This is a genomic window from Stenotrophomonas maltophilia, from assembly GCF_023518235.1.
Taxonomy (GTDB): Bacteria; Pseudomonadota; Gammaproteobacteria; order Xanthomonadales; family Xanthomonadaceae; genus Stenotrophomonas.
Genome location: NZ_CP090423.1, coordinates 4,564,462 through 4,583,111 on the forward strand (window position 1 = coordinate 4,564,462; position 18,650 = coordinate 4,583,111).

The 18,650-nt window shown below is 67.1% G+C and carries 13 protein-coding genes and 1 riboswitch; of the genes, 7 read left to right on the top strand and 6 right to left on the bottom strand.

Features of this window, described 5'->3' with window-relative positions; translation table 11 throughout:
- Window positions 1-4: 4 nt before the first annotated feature.
- Window positions 5-2,872 carry an aminomethyl-transferring glycine dehydrogenase gene (gene gcvP, locus LZ605_RS21165; protein WP_249843215.1) on the bottom strand — a complete coding sequence of 956 codons (2,868 nt, stop codon included), beginning with the start codon at window positions 2,870-2,872 and terminating at the stop codon, window positions 5-7.
- 62 nt (window positions 2,873-2,934) lie between these two features.
- Window positions 2,935-3,037: riboswitch (glycine riboswitch) on the bottom strand.
- Window positions 3,038-3,337: 300 nt separating this feature from the next.
- Here gcvP and LZ605_RS21170 point away from each other — a divergent pair.
- From LZ605_RS21170 to LZ605_RS21180, 3 genes are all read left to right on the top strand, one after another.
- Window positions 3,338-4,564: a multidrug effflux MFS transporter gene (locus LZ605_RS21170; protein WP_249843216.1), complete on the top strand. Its 1,227-nt coding sequence runs from the start codon at window positions 3,338-3,340 to the stop codon at window positions 4,562-4,564.
- Window positions 4,565-4,705: 141 nt separating this feature from the next.
- Window positions 4,706-5,602 (top strand): siderophore-interacting protein, encoded by an 897-nt coding sequence (locus LZ605_RS21175; protein ID WP_249843217.1) that lies wholly within the window; start codon window positions 4,706-4,708, stop codon window positions 5,600-5,602.
- 69 nt (window positions 5,603-5,671) lie between these two features.
- The gene (locus tag LZ605_RS21180; RefSeq protein WP_249843218.1) at window positions 5,672-6,064 is read left to right on the top strand and encodes a hypothetical protein; all 393 of its coding nucleotides are present in this window, start codon (window positions 5,672-5,674) and stop codon (window positions 6,062-6,064) included.
- Window positions 6,065-6,139: 75 nt separating this feature from the next.
- Here LZ605_RS21180 and LZ605_RS21185 read toward each other — a convergent pair whose 3' ends face one another.
- The 4 genes from LZ605_RS21185 to LZ605_RS21200 all read right to left on the bottom strand — a co-directional run bounded on the left by LZ605_RS21185 (window position 6,140) and on the right by LZ605_RS21200 (window position 13,018).
- Window positions 6,140-8,104, bottom strand: coding sequence for a M2 family metallopeptidase (locus LZ605_RS21185; RefSeq protein ID WP_249843219.1), 1,965 nt, complete (start codon window positions 8,102-8,104; stop codon window positions 6,140-6,142).
- Between the two features lie 685 nt (window positions 8,105-8,789).
- Entirely contained in the window at window positions 8,790-10,439 is a 1,650-nt protein-coding gene (locus LZ605_RS21190; RefSeq protein WP_249843220.1) for a phosphoethanolamine transferase, read from the bottom strand.
- The gene (locus LZ605_RS21195; RefSeq protein WP_249843221.1) at window positions 10,436-11,203 is read right to left on the bottom strand and encodes a phosphatase PAP2 family protein; all 768 of its coding nucleotides are present in this window, start codon (window positions 11,201-11,203) and stop codon (window positions 10,436-10,438) included. Before LZ605_RS21195 ends, LZ605_RS21190 begins: the two co-directional genes overlap by 4 nt.
- Window positions 11,204-11,314: 111 nt before the next feature.
- On the bottom strand, window positions 11,315-13,018 hold the full coding sequence (locus LZ605_RS21200) for an ArnT family glycosyltransferase (protein ID WP_249843222.1): 1,704 nt from the start codon (window positions 13,016-13,018) through the stop codon (window positions 11,315-11,317).
- Window positions 13,019-13,149: 131 nt separating this feature from the next.
- Between LZ605_RS21200 and LZ605_RS21205 the strand changes: the two genes are divergently transcribed.
- Both LZ605_RS21205 and LZ605_RS21210 read left to right on the top strand, forming a co-directional pair.
- A complete protein-coding gene (locus tag LZ605_RS21205) occupies window positions 13,150-13,863 on the top strand; it encodes a response regulator transcription factor (protein ID WP_249843223.1) in 714 nt (237 codons plus the stop codon).
- Entirely contained in the window at window positions 13,850-15,136 is a 1,287-nt protein-coding gene (locus tag LZ605_RS21210; RefSeq protein WP_249843224.1) for a sensor histidine kinase, read from the top strand. Before LZ605_RS21205 ends, LZ605_RS21210 begins: the two co-directional genes overlap by 14 nt.
- A 90-nt stretch (window positions 15,137-15,226) precedes the next feature.
- Here LZ605_RS21210 and LZ605_RS21215 read toward each other — a convergent pair whose 3' ends face one another.
- Window positions 15,227-15,616 carry a VOC family protein gene (locus LZ605_RS21215; RefSeq protein ID WP_249843225.1) on the bottom strand — a complete coding sequence of 130 codons (390 nt, stop codon included), beginning with the start codon at window positions 15,614-15,616 and terminating at the stop codon, window positions 15,227-15,229.
- A 127-nt stretch (window positions 15,617-15,743) separates the two neighbouring features.
- On the opposite strand from LZ605_RS21215, the gene LZ605_RS21220 reads away from it, so the two are divergent.
- Both LZ605_RS21220 and LZ605_RS21225 read left to right on the top strand, forming a co-directional pair.
- Window positions 15,744-16,994, top strand: a complete 1,251-nt coding sequence (locus LZ605_RS21220) for a DUF819 domain-containing protein (RefSeq protein WP_249843226.1) — start codon at window positions 15,744-15,746, stop codon at window positions 16,992-16,994.
- Between the two features lie 172 nt (window positions 16,995-17,166).
- Window positions 17,167-18,312 carry a DUF3103 family protein gene (locus LZ605_RS21225; RefSeq protein ID WP_249843227.1) on the top strand — a complete coding sequence of 382 codons (1,146 nt, stop codon included), beginning with the start codon at window positions 17,167-17,169 and terminating at the stop codon, window positions 18,310-18,312.
- Window positions 18,313-18,650: the final 338 nt, after the last annotated feature.

An 18,650-nucleotide genomic window follows, 5' to 3' on the forward strand; every position in this document is an offset into this window, starting at 1 on the left:
AGGATTACGCCTCGACTTCATCATCCTTGTAGGCATCGACCGGGATGCAGGCGCACATCACATTCTTGTCGCCGTACACGTTGTCCACGCGTGCCACCGGCGGCCAGTACTTGCTCTGCTTCAGGCTGGCCAGCGGGAAGGCGGCCAGTTCGCGCGGGTAAGCGTGGGTCCACTCGCTGGCGGTCACTGCGGTAGCAGTGTGCGGCGCGTTCTTCAGCGGGTTGTCCTCGCGGTCCAGGCGGCCGTCTTCGATCGCGCTGATTTCCTCGCGGATCTGGATCATCGCGTCGATGAAGCGGTCCAGCTCGTGCAGCGATTCGCTCTCGGTCGGCTCGACCATCAGCGTGCCGGCCACCGGGAAGCTCAGGGTCGGGGCGTGGAAGCCGAAGTCGATCAGGCGCTTGGCCACGTCTTCGGCGCCGATGCCGCTGGTCTTCTCCAGCGGGCGCACGTCCAGGATGCACTCATGCGCGACCAGACCGTTGCGGCCGGTGTACAGGGTCTTGAAGTGCGGGGCCAGGCGCTTGGCGATGTAGTTGGCATTGAGCTGCGCGACCTGGGTGGCCTTGCGCAGGCCTTCGCTGCCCATCATGGCGATGTACATCCAGCTGATCGGCAGGATCGAGGCGCTGCCGAAGCTGGCCGCACTGACCATGCCGACGGGGCCGTTGTCGCCCAGCTTGCCCGGCAGGAACGGTGCCAGGTGCTCCTTGACCGCGCACGGGCCCACGCCCGGACCGCCGCCGCCGTGCGGAATGCAGAAGGTCTTGTGCAGGTTCAGGTGCGAAACGTCCGAACCCCATTTGCCCGGCTTGGCCACGCCGACCAGGGCGTTCATGTTGGCGCCGTCGGTGTACACCTGGCCGCCGTGCTGGTGGATAATCTCGCAGATCTCGACCACTTCTTCCTCGAACACGCCGTGCGTGGACGGGTAGGTGATCATGATCGCGGCCAGACGGTCGCTGTACTTCTCGGCATTGACGCGGATGTCTTCGACGTCGACGTTGCCGTTGGCATCGGTCTTGGTCACCACCACCTTCATGCCGCACATCTGTGCCGAAGCCGGGTTGGTGCCGTGCGCCGAATCGGGAATCAGACAGATGTCGCGGTGGCCTTCGCCGCGCGAGCGGTGGTAGGCGCGGATCGCCAGCAGGCCGGCGTACTCGCCCTGCGCGCCGGAGTTCGGCTGCAGGCTCACCGCGTCGTAGCCGGTGCATTCGACCAGCATCGCTTCCAGCGTGTCGATCAGTTCCTTGTAACCCAGCGCCTGGTCGGCCGGCACCAGCGGATGGATCTGCGAGAACTCCGGCCAGGTCACCGGGATCATCTCGGCGGTGGCGTTGAGCTTCATGGTGCACGAACCCAGCGGGATCATCGTGCGGTCCATCGCCAGGTCCTTGTCGGCCAGCGAACGCAGGTAGCGCAGCAGTTCGTGTTCGCTGTGGTGGGTGTTGAACACCGGGTGGGTCAGGAACGCGGACTGGCGCAGCAGGCCGGCCGGCAGTGCATCGACGGTGCTGGCATCGAGCGCGTCGACGTCGGCCTGGGCACCGAACACCGCAGCCAGCGCAACCACGTCGGCGCGGGTGGTGGTCTCGTCCAGGCTGATGCCCACCGAGTCGCTGTCGATCGCACGCAGGTTGTAGCCGGCGGCGCGCGCCTTGGCGTGGATCTCATCGGCGTGCACGCCGGTGATGTGCAGGGTGTCGAAGAAGTCGCCACCGACCTGCACACCGGCATTGCGCAGCGCTGCGGCCAGGATCGAGGCCAGGCGGTGGGTGCGGCGGGCGATGCGGGTCAGGCCGTCCGGGCCGTGGTAGACGGCGTACATCGAGGCCATCACCGCCAGCAGCACCTGCGCGGTGCAGATGTTGGAGGTGGCCTTCTCGCGGCGGATGTGCTGCTCGCGGGTCTGCAGGGTCAGGCGGTAGGCCGGGTTGCCCTGCGCATCGATGGACACGCCGATCAGGCGGCCGGGCATCGAGCGCTTGTAGGCGTCACGGCAGGCCATGAAGGCGGCGTGCGGGCCACCGAAGCCGAACGGCACGCCGAAACGCTGGCTGTTGCCGACCACGATGTCCGCGCCCCATTCGCCCGGGGCGGCCAGCAGGGTCAGGGCCAGCAGGTCGGTGGCCACGGCCACCAGGCCGCCGCGTGCGTGCACGGCATCGACCAGCGCCTTGTAGTCGCCGACCTGGCCGAAGGTATCCGGGTACTGCAGCAGCAGGCCGAACGCTTCGGCTTCCAGGGCCTCGGCCGGGGTGCCGACGCGCAGCACGATGCCCATGGGCTCGGCGCGCGTGCGCAGCAGTTCCAGGGTCTGCGGGTGCACGGCATCGTGCACGAAGAAGGTGTCCGACTTCGACTTGGCCGAACGCTTGGCCAGGGTCATCGCTTCGGCGGCGGCGGTGGCTTCGTCCAGCAGCGAGGCGTTGGCGATCTCCATGCCGGTCAGGTCGGCGCACAGGGTCTGGAAGTTGATCAGCGCTTCCATGCGGCCCTGCGAGATTTCCGCCTGGTACGGGGTGTAGGCGGTGTACCAGGCCGGGTTTTCCAGGATGTTGCGCAGGATCACGTTCGGCGTGTGGGTACCGTAGTAGCCCTGGCCGATGAAGCTGCGCAGCACGGTGTTCTTGTCAGCGATCGCACGGATCCTGGCCAGTGCCTGCACTTCGGTCATCGACTGCGGCAGCGCCAGCGGCGCCGGTGACTTGATCTTGGCCGGCACGATGGCATCGGTCATCGCATCCAGCGACGCGTGGCCGACGACGTCGAGCATCTGCGCGATCTCGGCATCGTTGGGGCCGATGTGGCGCTCGACGAACGCGGAATGATGCTCGAGCTCACGCAGGGAAGGGGTGTTCTGGGACATGGCGAAGGATCCGTCAGGAAAGGGCACACGCACGGGCACAAGCCGCCGGTCGGCGGTCTGCGGGGCGCCCCTCTGTCCTTTTGCCTGAGAGTTTAAAAGCGCAGAAAACCGCAGCTTCGTGCCCCTTCGGCGCCGGATCGAACCGGTCTCTCCAGAGTTGTGTTACGGGTGGTATCGGGCCTGAGCGATTACGGGCGTTGCGCCTTCGGCAGCGGTGTTCCGCTTCTCCCACCGTGTTGCCCGGCGATTATAGCCCGTTGCGGGCCCGCCGGCGGCCGCCGGTCGGTGCCGCCGTGCCTGAATGGCCGATGGCCCGGTCGTGCGTTTTGTGCAGCGCTGCATGGCATCGCGTGCAATCCCCACCTATGATGGCCGGATTCTCGTATTCATCTGGCGCCGTCCCTGCCGCAAGGGGACCGGCGCCGGCCGTGCGTGCCGCGCATGGCCCTGCCGGACACCTTTTCCATGACCGCCGCTGTTGCTCCTTCCACCCGCCGCATGGCCCTGCTGCTCGCCGGCCTGGCCATGTTCGGTCCGTTCTCGATCGACACCATCTTCCCGGCCTTCCCGCAGCTGGCCCAGCGCCTGGCGGTGGACGAGGTGGCGGTGCAGCAGACCATCAGCGTGTACCTGTTGTTCTACGGCCTGATGAGCCTGGCGCACGGCCCGCTGTCCGACGCCTGGGGGCGCAAGCGGGTGATCCTCGGTGGCCTGGTGGTGTTTGTCGGCGCCTCGGTCGGTTGCGCGCTGTCCACCGACCTGAGCACGCTGCTGGCCTTCCGCGCGCTGCAGGGCCTGTCGGCGGGCGTGGGCATGATCGTCGGCCGCGCGGTGATCCGCGACCTGTACCACGGCCACGACGCGCAGCGACTGATGAGCCAGGTGTCGATGTTGTTCGGCATCGCGCCGGCGATCGCGCCGATCATCGGTGGCTGGATCCTGCTCAGCGGTGCCGGCTGGCCGCTGATCTTCTGGTTCCTGGTGGTGTTCGGGCTGGTGCTGCTGGCGGCCACCGCGCGCTTCCTTCCGGAAACCCATCCCGAGCACGCGCGGGTGCCGTTGTCGCCGCGCACCCTGCTGCGCGACTACGTGCGCATCGGTTTCAACCCGCGCTTCCTGCGCCTGGCGCTGGCCGGCAGCATCGGCTTCGGCGGCATCTTCCTGTACATCTCCTCGGCGCCGGTGTTCGTGATGCAGCACCTGCATCTGGGCGAGGGCGGTTTCGCCTGGCTGTTCATTCCCACCATTGGTGGCATGACCACCGGCTCGTTCCTGTCCGGGCGCATGGCCGGCCACACCACGCCGACGCGCCAGGTCGCCATCGGTTTCGGCCTGTGCGCGCTGTCGGTGCTGCTCAACGTCGGCTACGTGGCGCTGGCGCCGCAGTTCGTGCTGCCGTGGGCGGTACTGCCGATCTTCCTGGGCGGCATGGGCATGGCGTTGATCTTCCCGATCCTGGCGCTGGCGGTGCTGGACATGTACCCGCACCAGCGTGGCCTGGCCTCGTCGCTGCAGGCCTTCGTGCAGCTGATGATCAGCACCGTGGTGGCCGGCGTGGTGTCGCCGCTGCTCAGTGCCAGCCCGCTGCACCTGGCATTGGGCCAGGCCGCGTTCTTCGCCGCCGGCTTCGTGTTCTGGTTCTGGGAACACCAGCGTGAGCGCGCGGCACAGGCGGCCTGCACGGGCCATTGAGCAGCGCGCAGGGGTAGGGCAGGCCGCGCTGCCCGGATCGCTTGCGACGGGGAACGACCGGACTAGGCTGGAGACTCCAGCCAGCCAGTGCGTGGGTGCACGACCGCCAGCCGATCCGATGTCGTCGCATGAGGTTCCCCCATGGCTGCGCAGCAGACCTACCGCCTGTTCGAGGTGGCGCTGAAGGAGCGCCGCGTTCTTTCCCCTTCCCTGGACCGCATGGTGTTCACCGGTGCCGACGTGGCGCGGATGAAGACCGAAGGCCCGGACCAGCGCATCAAGGTGTTCTTCCCCTTGCCCGGCCAGGACGTACCGCAGGTGCCCAGCGGCGAAGACTGGTACCCGCGCTATCGGGCCCTGCCGGACGACCAGCGCCCGCCGATGCGCACCTACACCATCCGCCAGCTGCGCGCCGAGCAGGGCGAGGTCGACGTCGATTTCGTCATTCATGGCGAGACCGGGCCGGCCTCGCGCTGGGCCATTCATGCGCGGCCAGGCGACCGCGTGGTGCTGCTGGCGCCCGATGCCGATTGCGCCGAAAGCAGCGAAGGCTGGGAATGGAAGCCGCCGGCCGGTGTCGGCCAAGTGCTGCTGGTGGCCGATGAAACCGCGCTGCCGGCAGTGGCCGGCATCCTCGAGGAACTGGCCGCGCTGGCCGATCCGCCGCGCACGCTGGCGCTGCTGGAGGTCGCCCAGGCCGGCGATGCGGTGCCGTTGAAGGCGCCGGCCACGGCCGAGCTGGTCTGGTTGCCGCGTGGTCAGGCGGCCCACGGTCAGCCGCTGTTGCAGGCGGTGCAGGCGCGGCTGGCGGCGGCCTCGGCGGTGTCCGCCGATGACCAACTGGAGGAGATCGATGTCGACGCGCAGATCCTGTGGGAGCAGGCTGATGCCAGCGTCGCCGGGCCGCTGTATGCCTGGGTGGCAGGCGAGGCCGGGGCGGTGATGGCGATCCGTCGCCATCTGGTCCGCGACTGCGGCCTGGACCGTCGTGCGATCACCTTCATGGGCTATTGGCGGCACGGCAAAGTGCTGGACTGAGGGGTGTGAAGCGGCGTGGCGGGCGGGGTGCGCTATCCTTGCGCCCCCCTTTCGCAGCGGTACCGCACCATGTCCACCAGCTCCAAGACCCGCCGCGACCAACGCCGTCGCCAGGAAAAGCAGGCCGCCAACAAGGCCGCTGCGCAGGCGTCGCCGGTTGAACCGCATGCCGAACTGCGCGACGCGCAGCGCACCCTGCTGGCCGGTGTCGTGCGCCGCGACGGTGAATGGGTGCTGGGAATGGATGGGCGCATTGCCGGCCACAGCGGGAGCGCTGCGCAGGTACTGGCGCTGATCATGCAGGCCGGTGAGCTGCACGAACGCAATGGCACGCCGGTGCGCCTGATGTATTCGGACGCGTTGCGCGATGCCGCACAGGCCGAAGCCAAGGAGAAGGGCCAGACCTTCGAGGAATTCAAGGCCGAGCTGGCCGCGGCGATGGGGGCGAAGAAGAACAGCTGATCCACCTCGCGGTAGTGCCGGCCAGCGGCCGGCACTATCGGAAAGGGGCGGATCCTTGCGGATCCGCCCCTTCTTTCATTTCGCCGCCGGCGCCGCGTTGGCCTGCCAGCCGCACATCTGGCCTTCGTTCTGCTGCTTCAGCCACTCATTGACCGGGGTGAAGTACTCGATCATCGGGCCGGCATCGAGCTTGTCGGTGCCGGTCAGTTCCTTCAGCGTCGCCTGCCACGGCTGGCTGGCACCCTTGCTCAGCATCGCCCAGTACTTCTGGCCGGCTTCCTTGTTGCCGTAGAAGGTGCACTCATGCAGCGGGCCCTTGTAGCCGGACGCGTCGCACAGGCCCTTGTAGAACTGGAACTGCAGGATGCGCGCCAGGAAGTAGCGGGTGTACGGGGTGTTGCCCGGCACGTGGTACTTCGCGCCCGGGTCGAAGAATTCTTCGCCACGGGTGCTGGCCGGGGCCACGCCCTGGTACTTGGCCTTCAGGTCCCACCAGGCCTTGTTGTAGTTGTCGGCGGTGATCGAACCGTCGAACACGCCCCAGCGCCAGCGATCGATCATCAGCCCGAACGGCAGGAACGACACGCCCGACAGCGCCATGCGCATCTGGTTGTTGATCACCGCCTCACGGCTTTCGGTCGGTGCGTCGACCAGACCGATCGAGCTGAGGTACTTGGGCGTCATCGCCAGCACGATGGTGTCGCCGATCGCTTCGTGGAAGCCATCGTTGGCACCGCCCTGGAACAGCGGCGGCAGCGGGTTGTAGGCCAGGTCGTAATAGATGTGGCCCAGCTCGTGGTAGATGGTGGTGAAGTTTTCTTCGTTCGGCTTGATGCACATCTTGGTGCGCACGTCGCCTTCCATGTTCATGTCCCAGGCGCTGGCGTGGCAGACCACGTCGCGGTCATCGGGCTTGATGAACTGGGTCTTGTCCCAGTACGACTGCGGCAGCGACGGCATGCCCAGCGACACGTAGAAGTCCTGCGCGCGCTCGGTCATCTGCTTGGCGGTACGCAGTTCGGCCTCGCGCTGCGCCTTGTACTGCGCGGCGACGTTGGCGTCCTTGCCGGCCTTGGCCAGCGCGGCGCTCAAGTTGGTCTGGTACTGCTTCTCAAGTGCGGCGGTGATGTCCAGGCTGCCGGCACCCGGGTACGGTTCCAGCTGGTCCCACAGGTTCGACCAGTCCTGCTGCCACATGTTGCCGAGCAGGTGCGCGGCGATCAGGCCGTTGCCCACTTCGGCCTTGTCCTTGCCGTAGGTCTTGTCCAGCTTGCCGCGTGCGTAGCAGTGCAGCTGCTCGTACATCGGCTTGACCTGATCCCACAGGCGGTCGGTTTCCGGACCGATCTGCTCCGGCGGCATGTCGTAGCCACTGCGCCACATCTGCCCGGCATCGGTGAAGCCCATGCCCTTGGCGCCTTCGTTCACCAGGCTGACGAAGGTCTGGTAGTCGCCGCGCATGCTCTTGGTGGTGCTGTGCCAGCCCTGCCAGGCATCGAGCTGCTTGTCGTAGTCGCGGCTGCGCGCCAGCACCTGCTCCAGTTCGCCCAGCTGTCGGCAGGAGCTCGGATCGTTGGCGTCGGTGCAGTACTTGCCGGCACCGTAGCTGCCTTCCATGCGGGTGGCGATCTGGGTCAGCTGGGCCAGCTTGGCCGGGTCGCGCGGCGCCGGCATCGAGGACATCAGCTTCAGCAGGTGGATCGCTCGCTTGCTGTCCTCGCTCATCGGCTTGCCATCGAACCTGGCGGCCTGTTCGATCCAGCTGTTGAGCTGGGTCAGCGAGCGCTCGTTGGCCTTGGCCGCGATGCGTTCCGAATCACTGTTGATGTAGGTGGAGGACAGCCACTGGGCCGAGGTCATCTCCGGGTAGGCGGCCTTGAATTCGGCATTGATGCGGGCCACGAACTGGTCGGCGGTTTCGCCGGCCGGGGTGCTGCTGCTGGCGGTGTCGGTGCCTGGGCTGGGTTCCTTCTTGCAGGCGGCCAGGGCCAGCGTGGCGGCGGCGATTGCCGAGGCCAGCAGGAGATGACGGTGTTTCACGGGCGATCCTTGGGTGGTGAACGACGGCCGAAGGCTAGTGGGCAGGCGCTGCCACCGCAAGTGGCGGAAGTCGGCCGGGCCGCGCCCGGCACCCGCAGAGGCCTTCAAGCAAGGGCAAAGGCCGAAGCAACAGCAACAGCGGGCTATCCGTGGGATGGCGGGGCGGTGTGGGCTTGCAGGACACGCCGTAAACCCATCCATGGGGGCTCGATGGCGCCTTGCTCGTGTGCGCTGTCCTGCGCACACGGCAAGACCGGGGTTGGGGCGTCCTGCCCAACCCGCCCGAGGCATGCCTCGGGCCCATGGCGCCAACGGTCCTGCAAACCCACACCGCCCCACCTCCGACAGATTCCGTGTGCTGTGGGTAGGTGTCGACCTTGGTCGACACATCTGTCAGGTATCGACAATCAAAATGGGGTCAGATCCGTTTTCCTCCGGAAAACGGATCTGACCCCAAGGTCATTCCAACCGCTCGCGGAAAACCGTCGAAGGCGGGGTGGGTCCGGTGGCGGGAGTGTCCGCGGCATGGATGCCGCGGCCAAGCCCCCATGGATGGGTTTACGGCGTCTCCCGCCACCGGACCCACCCCGTCTACCCACAGGAAGCCAGCTTCTGCTGTTGCTTCGGCCGTTGCTTCGGCCGTTGCCTCTGCAGGTGCAGGGCTGCAAGCCCTGCCGAACAACCCTCAACGCTCGCAGTTGGCGAACACGTCGCGGTCGCGTTCGTACAGCGCCGTCTTCACCTCCATCAGCCCCAGCACCGACGGGAACAGGTTGTCGTGGTCGGTATACGCCGCCGAGCGCTTGCGCACGCACTGCAGATCCAGCCCGCGACTGCTGGCGAAGCCCGGCGAGAACCACATCGTCATCGGCACCCGGGTCTGCTCGGCCGGGGCGATCGCATACGGCACACCGTGCAGGAACAGGCCCTTCTCGCCCAGCGACTCGCCGTGGTCGGACAGGTAGATCATCGCCGTGTCGTAATCCTGCATACCCTGCAGCGTGCCGATGGTCTTGGTCAGGAAGTGATCGGTATACAGCACCGCGTTGTCGTAGCTGTTGGTGATCTCTTCGCGCGAGCAGCGGCCGATGTCACGGGTGTCGCAGGTTGGCTTGAAGCGGGCGAAGGCAGCCGGATAGCGCTCGAAATAGGCCGGGCCGTGGTTGCCCAGCTGGTGCAGCACCACCACGCGGTCACCGGGCCGGGCGCGCACCTGGGTGGCCAGATCCTGCAGCAGGATCTCGTCCATGCAACGACCGTCCGCGCACAGGCCCGGCGTGGTCGCATCGGACAGTGACTGGAAATCCAGGTTCTCGCACACGCCCTTGCAGCCGGACTGGTTGTCACGCCACAGCGGCACGATGCCGGCGCGGTTCAGTACGTGCAGCAGCGACTGGTGCGCACGGATCTTCTTCTCGTCGTAGTCGTGGCGGCCCCACGGTGAGAACAGGCACGGCAGCGAGACCTCGGTGCTGGTGCCGCAGGAATGCATGTCCGGGAAATTGATCACGCTGGCCTGGGCCAGCTCCGGCGTGGTGTTGCGGCCGCCATTGAGGCCCCAGTTCTGCGCACGCACGGTCTCGCCCATCACGATCACCAGCAGGCGCGGCTTGCTGGCCGGCGCACGCGGGGTGGCCTTGGCATCGATGCCGATCGGGAGCTTCGGCGCGCGCTGCACCGGGTTGTCGCCACGCAGTGCGCGCGGCATGCCCAGCAGCACGTTGGCCGGTGTAGCCAGATAACGCACTTCGCGCTGATTGCGCATCAGCGCCGAGACGTCCTGGAACGAGATCAGCGCACCCCCCAGTGCGGTTACTGCGGCCACCACCAGGAAGCCGAGGCGCCACAGCAGACTACGGCCCCAGCTGCGGCGGCGCAGCTGCACCCGCCACAGCACCGCCATCGGCAGTACCGCCACAAGCAGCACCGGCCATACCAGCGACACGGTCATCAGCTCGCGGCTTTCCTTGGGGTCGGTCGCCAGCACATTGCGCAGCATGTCCGCATCCAGATAGATGTGGTAGCGGCTCATGTAGTGCGCAGCGAATGCGGTCACCAGCAGCAACAGACTGATCACCACCTTGGCATTCCAGCGCCAGACCAGGATGCCGAGCAGCACGCCGTGCGCGCCCAGCAGCAGCAACAGCAGCGACAGCGCGTAGCGCAGGCTGCCCGGATGGCTGGCCATCGCGCTGTGCCAGAACAGACCGTTGCCGGCCACCGCAAAGAACAGGCTGGTCAGCGCGATCAGCGCTTCGGTGGACAACTGCGGCCGCCAGTGGCGGAGGTTGGCCAGCGCAGGAAAACGCGCGGGACGTTGGACCGATGCACTCATGCGTTTGCCTCCTGGCGGTGAGGACGGTCTGGCTGACGGTGGATCAGGACGCGTTTGACGATCAGGTACAGGCCCAGCGACAGCAGCCAACATATCAACACGGTGGCAACGTCATGCGAAAGGAAATGGGCGCCCCGCAGCTGCTGGCTGATGCCGAACACCAGGCCGGTGCCCAGGCCGATACACAGCCCGACCCAGCGCCAGGACGGCCGCCACAGCAGCGCGAAGAAGTACAGGCAGAGCCAGGCGTAACCGGCACTGGCATGGCCGGCCGGGAAGCAGGCCTGTGCCTGCATGCCGGCAGGACGTGCGGTGAACAGACCGATGAAAGGCTGATGCCCGCCGTAGCGCAGCAGGTCCCAGGGGCATTCCATCGGCACCAGCGACTTCAGCAGGGAGATCACGCCGGTGCCCAGGGCCATGGCAATCACGACATAAAGCAGCGCCCAGCGCAGCGTGGGATCGCGCCCCTTCCGCCAGTGATGGAAGCACAGCAGGATCGCCACCAGTGCGGCGGCGGTGCTGAGCCACTTGCCGGCCTTGTGCACCACCGTGCGGGTGAGCCACGCATCCTGCAGCGCCCAGCGGCCCCCTTCGAGGCGGAACAGGTGATCGGCCACCCATTGGTCGCCGCCGAAACCCATCAGCAGGGTGAACACCGGCAGGGCGATCGCGACAGGCAGCCAGAGGTGAGTTACGGCAAATTTTGACGCCAGTGGCGATGTTGCAAGTGGCGCTACCGAATCAATGGGACGGACGGGCATGCTGGGCAGGGGCGGTTCGGGAATCCGCGCCCATGCTCGTCACCGGCATGTCGGAGAAGGGTCGGACACGCGTTCGCGCCGGGTTAAGGATTGCCCGGCGCGTGCCAACGTTCAGTCTTCTTCGGCGTTCGCACCGGCCCGTTCGGCGTGGCACTGCGCGTCCCAGGCCGTACCGGGAAGCAGTTGCCAACGATTCCTGTTGGCAACACCGATATCGATCACCTTGGTCGGATCCACGCAGGGGCTCATTGCCTCGTCCAGCACCAGCAGCCAGCGCTTGTCAGGCGCCTCGGCCAGCCACGGGCCGGCGTCGTGCCATTGCTCGGCCCAGGGCCGCTTGAAACCGAACTCGCGTGCCGGGCGGTCGGCCTGCAGCAGGTTCTGCTCACGCCAGGCGACCAGCGCCAGCTCGGCGTCCGGGCCGATCCGCGCACCGACCCGGCGCATCAACGCCGAGGCCGAGGCATAGGGGTCCAGCGCCGGGATCAGCACCAGGCCGTAGAGCATCCACAGCAGGCCGTGGGTCAGCAGCACCAGCGTCGCCGCACGACGCACCCGCAGCCAGACGATCAGGGTGGCCAGGGCGATGGCGAAGGTCAGCAGCCCATCGCCCAGCACCGGCAGCAGCGTGTCAGGCATCGCCCGCCGCTCCAGCTGCGCCAGCGCCCAGGGGTGCTCGGTCAACAGCATCACGCCCAGTGTGCCGGTGGCCAGCATCAGCATCACGCTGTAGCCGAACAGGTAGCGGCGTACGCACAGCCGGCGCAGCAGTCCGGGCAGCAGCGGCGCCACGGCCAACGCCATCGCCGGCAGCATCGGCAGCAGGTACACCTCGCGCTTGCCCGGGCTGGCGCTGAAGAACACCAGCACCAGCAGCGCCCAGCCCAGCAGCAGCCACTGGCGGCGGTCGCCACGGCGCAGGCGGCGCCACCAGGGCCTGAACAGCATCGGCAGCAGCAGGCTGCCCGGCAGCCACAGCGTGAGGACCACCTGCAGGTAGTACCAGACCGGTTGCCGGTGATGCCAGGCGTTGGCATAACGGGTGCCGGTCTGCTTGAACAGCAGTTCATGCGCGTAGGCCTGCAGTTCGGCGCTGGGCGAGTGCAGCAGGGCCCAGCCCAGCGGCGCCAGCCACACACCTACGCCGAGCAGGAAGGCCGGGATCAGCCACAACAGGGTGGCTGGATGCGGGCCCGCCACCGTGTAGCCGCGACGGCGCTGGTACAGCCACCAGCCGAACCAGGGCAGCACCATCAGCAGCGGCAGGAAGCCCACGCCCTTGGTGACCGTGCCGAGGCCGGCGGCGAAGCCGGCCAACCACAGGGCCGGCAGGTTGCGACGCTCGCACAGGTGTCGCAACAGTCCCCACAGGGCCACGGTGGTCATGCCCACCAGCACCATGTCGATCTGCGCACGCTTGGCCATCAGCCCGAACTGCAGGGTGCAGAACAGTGCGGCCAGGGCATAGACCGCGTGTCGTGGCGACCACAGCCGGCGCGCCAGGTCCGATACCAGCCACAGGCTGAGCAGGGCGCCCAGCAGCGAGGGCAGCAGGAACGACCATTGCCAGCTGCCCACCACCTCGTAGGCGGCGGCCTGCAGCCACATGAACACCGGCGGCTTCTCCGCATACAGCTCGATGCCCCGGTGCGGCAGCAGCCATTGCCCGCTTTCGACCATGGTGCGGGCGGCCAGCACGAAACGCGGCTCGTCCGGCGGCTGCGGTTGGCGCAGGCCGATACCGGCTGCCAACGCAGCGATGATCAGCAGCCACAACAGGGGCAGGCGCCAGCGGTGGGGCAGGGCTACGGGCACGGCAGGCTCCGGGAGCAAAACGGCCACTCTGACGTGGCAGGGGTAGGAAAGGCGTCGGAACCGGCGCAGGGCGACCGCATTCCGACATGCGCAGCGCTACCATGGTACGAACTTCCGTGGATGTTTCGTGCATGCGTCTGTTGGTGATCGAGGACAACCGCCAGCTGGTGGCCAACCTGTTCGACTATTTCGAGTCGCGCGGGCATGTGCTGGACGTGGCCCCGGATGGCATCACCGGCCTGCACCTGGCCGGCAGTCATCCATACGATGCGGTGATCCTGGACTGGATGCTGCCGCGCATGGAGGGCCCGGAGGTGCTGCGCCGGCTGCGCGCCGAGCATGCCTCGGAGGTGCCGGTGATCATGCTCACCGCGCGCGACGAACTGCCGGACAAGATCGCCGGTTTCCGCGCCGGCGCCGATGACTATCTGACCAAGCCGTTCGCCCTGCCGGAACTGGAAGTGCGGCTGGAGGCGCTGCTGTTGCGCGCGCAGGGCCGCAACCCGCGCAAGCGCCTGCAGGTGGGCGACCTGGTGCTGGACCTGGCAACCCTGGAAGCCCAGCGGGGCGGCCAGGTGCTGCACCTGTACCCGGCCTGCCGCAAGTTGCTGGAAGTGCTGATGCGCGCCAGCCCCGGCGCGGTCACCCGCCAGCAGCTGGAATTCGCCCTGTGGGGCGACGAACCGCCGGACGGCGATCTGCTGCGTTCGCATGTCTACGAGCTGCGCCGCAGTGTCGACGGTCCGTTCGGCGAAAAGCTGATCCATACCCTGCCGCGGGTCGGCTATCGCCTGGCCGAGGCCACCCCCGGCGGTGCCGGCAAGGACGATGATGAAGGCGCGTAAGCCGGGGCCGCTGTATCGGCGCGTGGTGTGGTGGTTGCTGGGCTACCTGGCGCTGATTTCGCTGGCCGTGTTCAGTGTCGGCAACTATGTGCACGAGCACGCCGAACACGCCGCCTGGCGCGCGCTGCTCAATTCCGAGCTGGACAGCATCGTTGAGCACGTCGAACACGAGCCGCACTACCGCTGGCAGGATTCGGACACGCTCAGCCTGTACCGCTTCGATGCAGTCAATCTGCCTGACAGCCTGCGCACGCTGCACCCGGGGCTGCATGACGGGGTGATGATCAAGGGACGGGAGACGGCGGTGATGGTGCGCGAGACCCGGTCCATGGGCCGCGTCGCGCTGGCGCTGGACATCTCCGACTTCCATGATCTGGAGCAGTTTGCCACGCGCTGGGTGATGCTGGCCGGGGTGATCATGATCTTCGTCACCGTGCTGATGGCGTCCTTCGGCATGGAACGCATGGTGCGCCCGTTGAGCCTGCTGGCACAGCGCATTGGGGCGCTGCGCCCCGGCGTGCAGGGGCAGCGCATCGAGGTCGATCCGCGTGGCAGTTCCGAGCTGCATACCATCGCCGATGCGCTGAACGACTATCTGGATCGCAACGAGCAGTTTGTCGAGCGCGAGCGGGTGTTCATCAGCACCGCCAGTCACGAACTGCGTACGCCGATCGCGGTGATGACCGGTGCGGCCGAGCTGGCACTGGAACAGCCGGGCCTGCCCGAGCGCGCGCGCCAGCAGGTGCAGCGGGTGCTGCGTACCGCGCAGAACGTGGAGCAGCTGATCGAGCTGCTGCTGGTGCTGGCACGTGATCCGGCGCGGCTGGCCGCACGCGCCGAGCGCATCGCACTGGACCAGCTGCTGCCGGAGATCGTCGACGACCATCGCCACCTGCTCGGCGACAAGGACCTGAGCATCGGCATCCACGCCGCGCCGGTGGATATCGTCGCACCGCTGGCGGTGGTGCAGGCGGCCATCGGCAACCTGCTGCGCAATGCCATCGAGAACAGCGGGCGTGGCCATATCGAACTGCGGCTGAGCGCGTCGGCGGTGCTGACCCTGCAGGATCCTGGGCATGGCATGAGCCCGGAGGAGATCGCCGCAATCCACGCGCGGATGGCCCGCGGCGAGCGCGCCGACCGTGGCGGCGGCATCGGCCTGGACCTGATCGCGCGGCTGTGCGAACACCTGGGCTGGACCCTGCAGCTGGATCCCTGCGAGCCGCGCGGCACGCGCGTTACCCTCGACTTCGGTGCTTCACGACCGGCCTGATCCGGCCGCCACCCCTGCCTGGAACGCTGCCCGTCGACCAAGGTCGACGCCTACCGGTAGATGGCCAGCTTGCTTGGCATGCCGAACGCGTCACTGCCCGTTGGGTCGTGCCACATGCTGGTCGATCAGGATCACATTGCCATCCGGATCGGCCAGCTGCACATACCCGGGGCTGTGGCCGTCAGGGTCGGTGCGCACCGCCAGCTCGATGCCCCGGGCATCGAGTTCGGCCTGCAGCTCACGCACGTCCTGGAACTGGGGCAGTTCCTGCTTGTGCTGGTCCCAGCCCGGGTTGAAGGTCAGAAGGTTGCCTTCAAACATGCCCTGGAACAGGCCGATGACGATGCCGTTGTTGCGCATCACCAGCCAGTTCTGTGCCGGCTCGCCACCGGTCACCGAAAACCCGAGGGCTTCGTAGAAGTCACGGGAGGCCTGGAGGTCCTTGACCGAGAGACTGACCGAGAAGGCACCAAGCTGCATGGGACGGGCTCCAGGAAGGACAGCCGGCACTGCAGCATGACCCGGCGTGAAGACAATGTTAATCTCGGGATGCGCCGCTTTAAGCGGCGCTTTTTTTTCTCCGCTCTTTCGATCGACAGAGGATCCCATGCCGACCGAACCCGCTACCGCCCTGATCAGCAACGACATCGTTGGCCTGGGCCTGATTGCCGCCACCTTGGCCCTGATCTTCTGGGCCGCCAGTGGCCCGACCCCCTTGCTGAAGAAGATCTTTGCCTGGGTGCCGGCGCTGCTGCTGTGCTACTTCATCCCAGCCATCTACAACACCGCCGGTGTCATCGATGGCCACAACACCTCGCTCTACAACCCGGTTGCACGCGACGTGCTGCTGCCGGCCGCGCTGGTCCTGCTGACCCTGTCGATCGACCTCAAAGGGGTCATCAAGCTCGGCCCGAAGCTGCTGATCGTGTTCTGCGCCGGTACCGCCGGCATCATGCTCGGCGCCATTGTCTCGTTCCAGCTGATGAAGCTGATCCACCCGGAAACCGTGGCCGGTGACACCTGGGCCGGCATGGCCGCATTGGCCGGCAGCTGGATCGGGGGTGGCGCCAACATGGTCGCGATGCGCGAAGTGTTCGGTACCGATGCGACCACCTTCGGCCAGTTCGCCGTGGTCGATGTGGCCTGCGCCAGCCTGTGGATGGCGATCCTGCTGTTCCTGGCCAACCGCGCGCAGCAGATCGATACCCGCAACGGGGCCGACACCCGTGCCATCGACGAGATGAAGGCGCGCATCAGTGCCTACGAGGCGCAGAACGCACGCATCCCCAGCATGACCGACCTGATGGTGATCGTCGGCGTGGCCCTGGGCGGTGTCGGTCTGGCGCATGCGATCGCCGCGCCGCTGTCGGGCTGGTTCAAGGCCAACATCAGCTGGGCCAGCCAGTTCAGCCTGGACAGCCAGTTCGTGTGGGTGATCCTGCTGTCCACCGCGATGGGCCTGGGCCTGAGCTTCACCCGCGCGCGCCGGCTGGAAGCGGCCGGTGCCTCGCGGCTGGGCACGGTGTTCCTGTACTTCCTGATCGCCTGCATCGGCATGCAGATGAATCTGTTGTCGCTGCTGGATCGGCCGTGGCTGTTCCTGCTCGGTGCGATCTGGATGGCCACCCACGTGCTGGTGCTGTGGATCGTCGCCAAGCTGCTGCGTGCGCCGCTGTTCTTCTTCGCGATCGGTTCGCAGGGCAACATCGGTGCGGCGGCGTCGGCACCGGTGGTGGCGGCGGCGTTCCATCCGACGCTGGCGCCGGTGGGCGTACTGCTCGGCACAGTGGGCTATGCCACCGGCACCGGGCTGGCCTATGTCACCGGCCTGATCCTGAAGTGGATGGCCGGCGCCTGAGGCCGTCGCCTTCGCGGAATCGCAGTCCGTGTAGAGCCGAGCCCACGCTCGGCTCTTTTTTTTGCCGGCCGCAGGTGGAACTGTGCGGTACATACCGGATCGTATGGTTTCCGCGTCGTAGCGTAGGCAGCTCCTGTCGCTCATCCGCAGCGACGTTGGCCTGGGGGCTGGGATGAGGCAACAACCGTTGATTCGAGGGGCTGCACTGCTGGCACTGCTGCTGGTCAGCGCGGCTGCGGCTGCACAGGGCGGTGTCGCCGCGCGGGCTGACCAGGTGCAGGCCGTGACCGAGGCCAGTGCGCGCGAGGTGGCGGTGCTGATCGCGCAGCCGGGCTTCGCCGAAGCCGTGCAACGCACGCTGGCAGCATCGCCCGGGCACGAGGTGGCGCTGGAGGCGGTGATCGAGCGCTTCGACCCGGGGGCGCGTACCCGGGCCAGTGCTGCCTTGGCCAGCAACGATCAACGGCTGCGCCAGGCCAAGGGCCTGCCGGAGCAGGGCGAGGGCCTGCTGCAGCTGCGTGCCTACGTACCTGAAGGCCAATCATTGGCCGATCCCGCTCCGCGCCAGTTGTGGGTGGCCAGCCTGCCGCGCGGTGATGACCGCCACTGGACCACGTTGACGGCCTACGACGCCCAGGGCCGCGCGCATGTGCTGGATGCGAAGCATGCGCCCTCATTCCCGGTGCTGATCGTCGATGTCGATACCCGTCGTTCGGTGCGCGAGGGCATGGCGCTGGTCAACGCCGGGTTGCGTGCACGCGGCCTGCAGTCGCCCGAGCGGATCCAGCTTTCGGCCGATGGCGCGCGTGCGTCGCTGGATATCACCCGTCTGGACCGCATTCGACTGGCCGATGACCAGGAGCCGTGGGCATTGGGTGCGGCCGAGGTGTTCGCGGTGGTGTCCGGACTGCAGATCGGCAAGGCCGAACCGGAGATGGCCACCGTCGACATGCCCTACCTGGACTACGACAAGACCGATTACACCCCGCAGCAGGCGCTGATCCTGTGGGGCAACTACCGCTTCAACGCTGCCAATGTTCAGCTGTTCGAGGATGACGGTGACACCAACTATCAGGACCTGCTGGTGGCGCTGAGCAATGGTGTGAAGGCGGCACTGGGCGCGTTCGCACCGGAGTACGCGGTCATCGCCGATATCGCCGGTGCGATTCTGAAGGCGATGCCGACATCGTGGTTCTCCAATGACATTGATTACGTGGACAGCTTCTATCTGGTGCAGCGCGGCCAGGCGTACACCGATCGCATGGGCGCGGCGAACAACGCCAGGGTCACGCTGACGCCGATCACACTGGTGGAGTAGGTCAGCAGGGCTTGCAGCCCTGCACCTGCAGAGGCTGAAGCCGAAGCCGAAGCAAGATCAGAGCGGCATTCCGCGGGATGGCGGGGTGGGTCCGGTTGCGGGGGACGGCGCAAGTACGTCCATGTAGCCTCGGTCGCCGCATCCATGCGGCTCACGCCCCCGCAACCGGACCCACCCCGCCTTCGACAGGTTCACGCGGCTGTGGGTAACGGCGACTGCTGGTACGCGCGGCTTTGGGTAGGTGTCGACCTTGGTCGACACGATTTTTCTGTCAGATATCGATAAACAGAATGGGGTCAGATCCGTTTTCCTTCGGAAAATGGATCTGACCCCGCATG

Excerpts from the sequence above, each read along its gene's own strand:
- gcvP (WP_249843215.1), bottom strand. The coding sequence starts at position 2,872 with ATGTCCCAGAACACCCCTTCCCTGCGTGAGCTCGAGCATCATTCCGCG.
- LZ605_RS21170 (WP_249843216.1), top strand. The coding sequence starts at position 3,338 with ATGACCGCCGCTGTTGCTCCTTCCACCCGCCGCATGGCCCTGCTGCTC.
- LZ605_RS21175 (WP_249843217.1), top strand. The coding sequence starts at position 4,706 with ATGGCTGCGCAGCAGACCTACCGCCTGTTCGAGGTGGCGCTGAAGGAG.
- LZ605_RS21180 (WP_249843218.1), top strand. The coding sequence starts at position 5,672 with ATGTCCACCAGCTCCAAGACCCGCCGCGACCAACGCCGTCGCCAGGAA.
- LZ605_RS21190 (WP_249843220.1), bottom strand. The coding sequence starts at position 10,439 with ATGAGTGCATCGGTCCAACGTCCCGCGCGTTTTCCTGCGCTGGCCAAC.
- LZ605_RS21195 (WP_249843221.1), bottom strand. The coding sequence starts at position 11,203 with ATGCCCGTCCGTCCCATTGATTCGGTAGCGCCACTTGCAACATCGCCA.
- LZ605_RS21205 (WP_249843223.1), top strand. The coding sequence starts at position 13,150 with ATGCGTCTGTTGGTGATCGAGGACAACCGCCAGCTGGTGGCCAACCTG.
- LZ605_RS21210 (WP_249843224.1), top strand. The coding sequence starts at position 13,850 with ATGAAGGCGCGTAAGCCGGGGCCGCTGTATCGGCGCGTGGTGTGGTGG.
- LZ605_RS21215 (WP_249843225.1), bottom strand. The coding sequence starts at position 15,616 with ATGCAGCTTGGTGCCTTCTCGGTCAGTCTCTCGGTCAAGGACCTCCAG.
- LZ605_RS21220 (WP_249843226.1), top strand. The coding sequence starts at position 15,744 with ATGCCGACCGAACCCGCTACCGCCCTGATCAGCAACGACATCGTTGGC.
- LZ605_RS21225 (WP_249843227.1), top strand. The coding sequence starts at position 17,167 with ATGAGGCAACAACCGTTGATTCGAGGGGCTGCACTGCTGGCACTGCTG.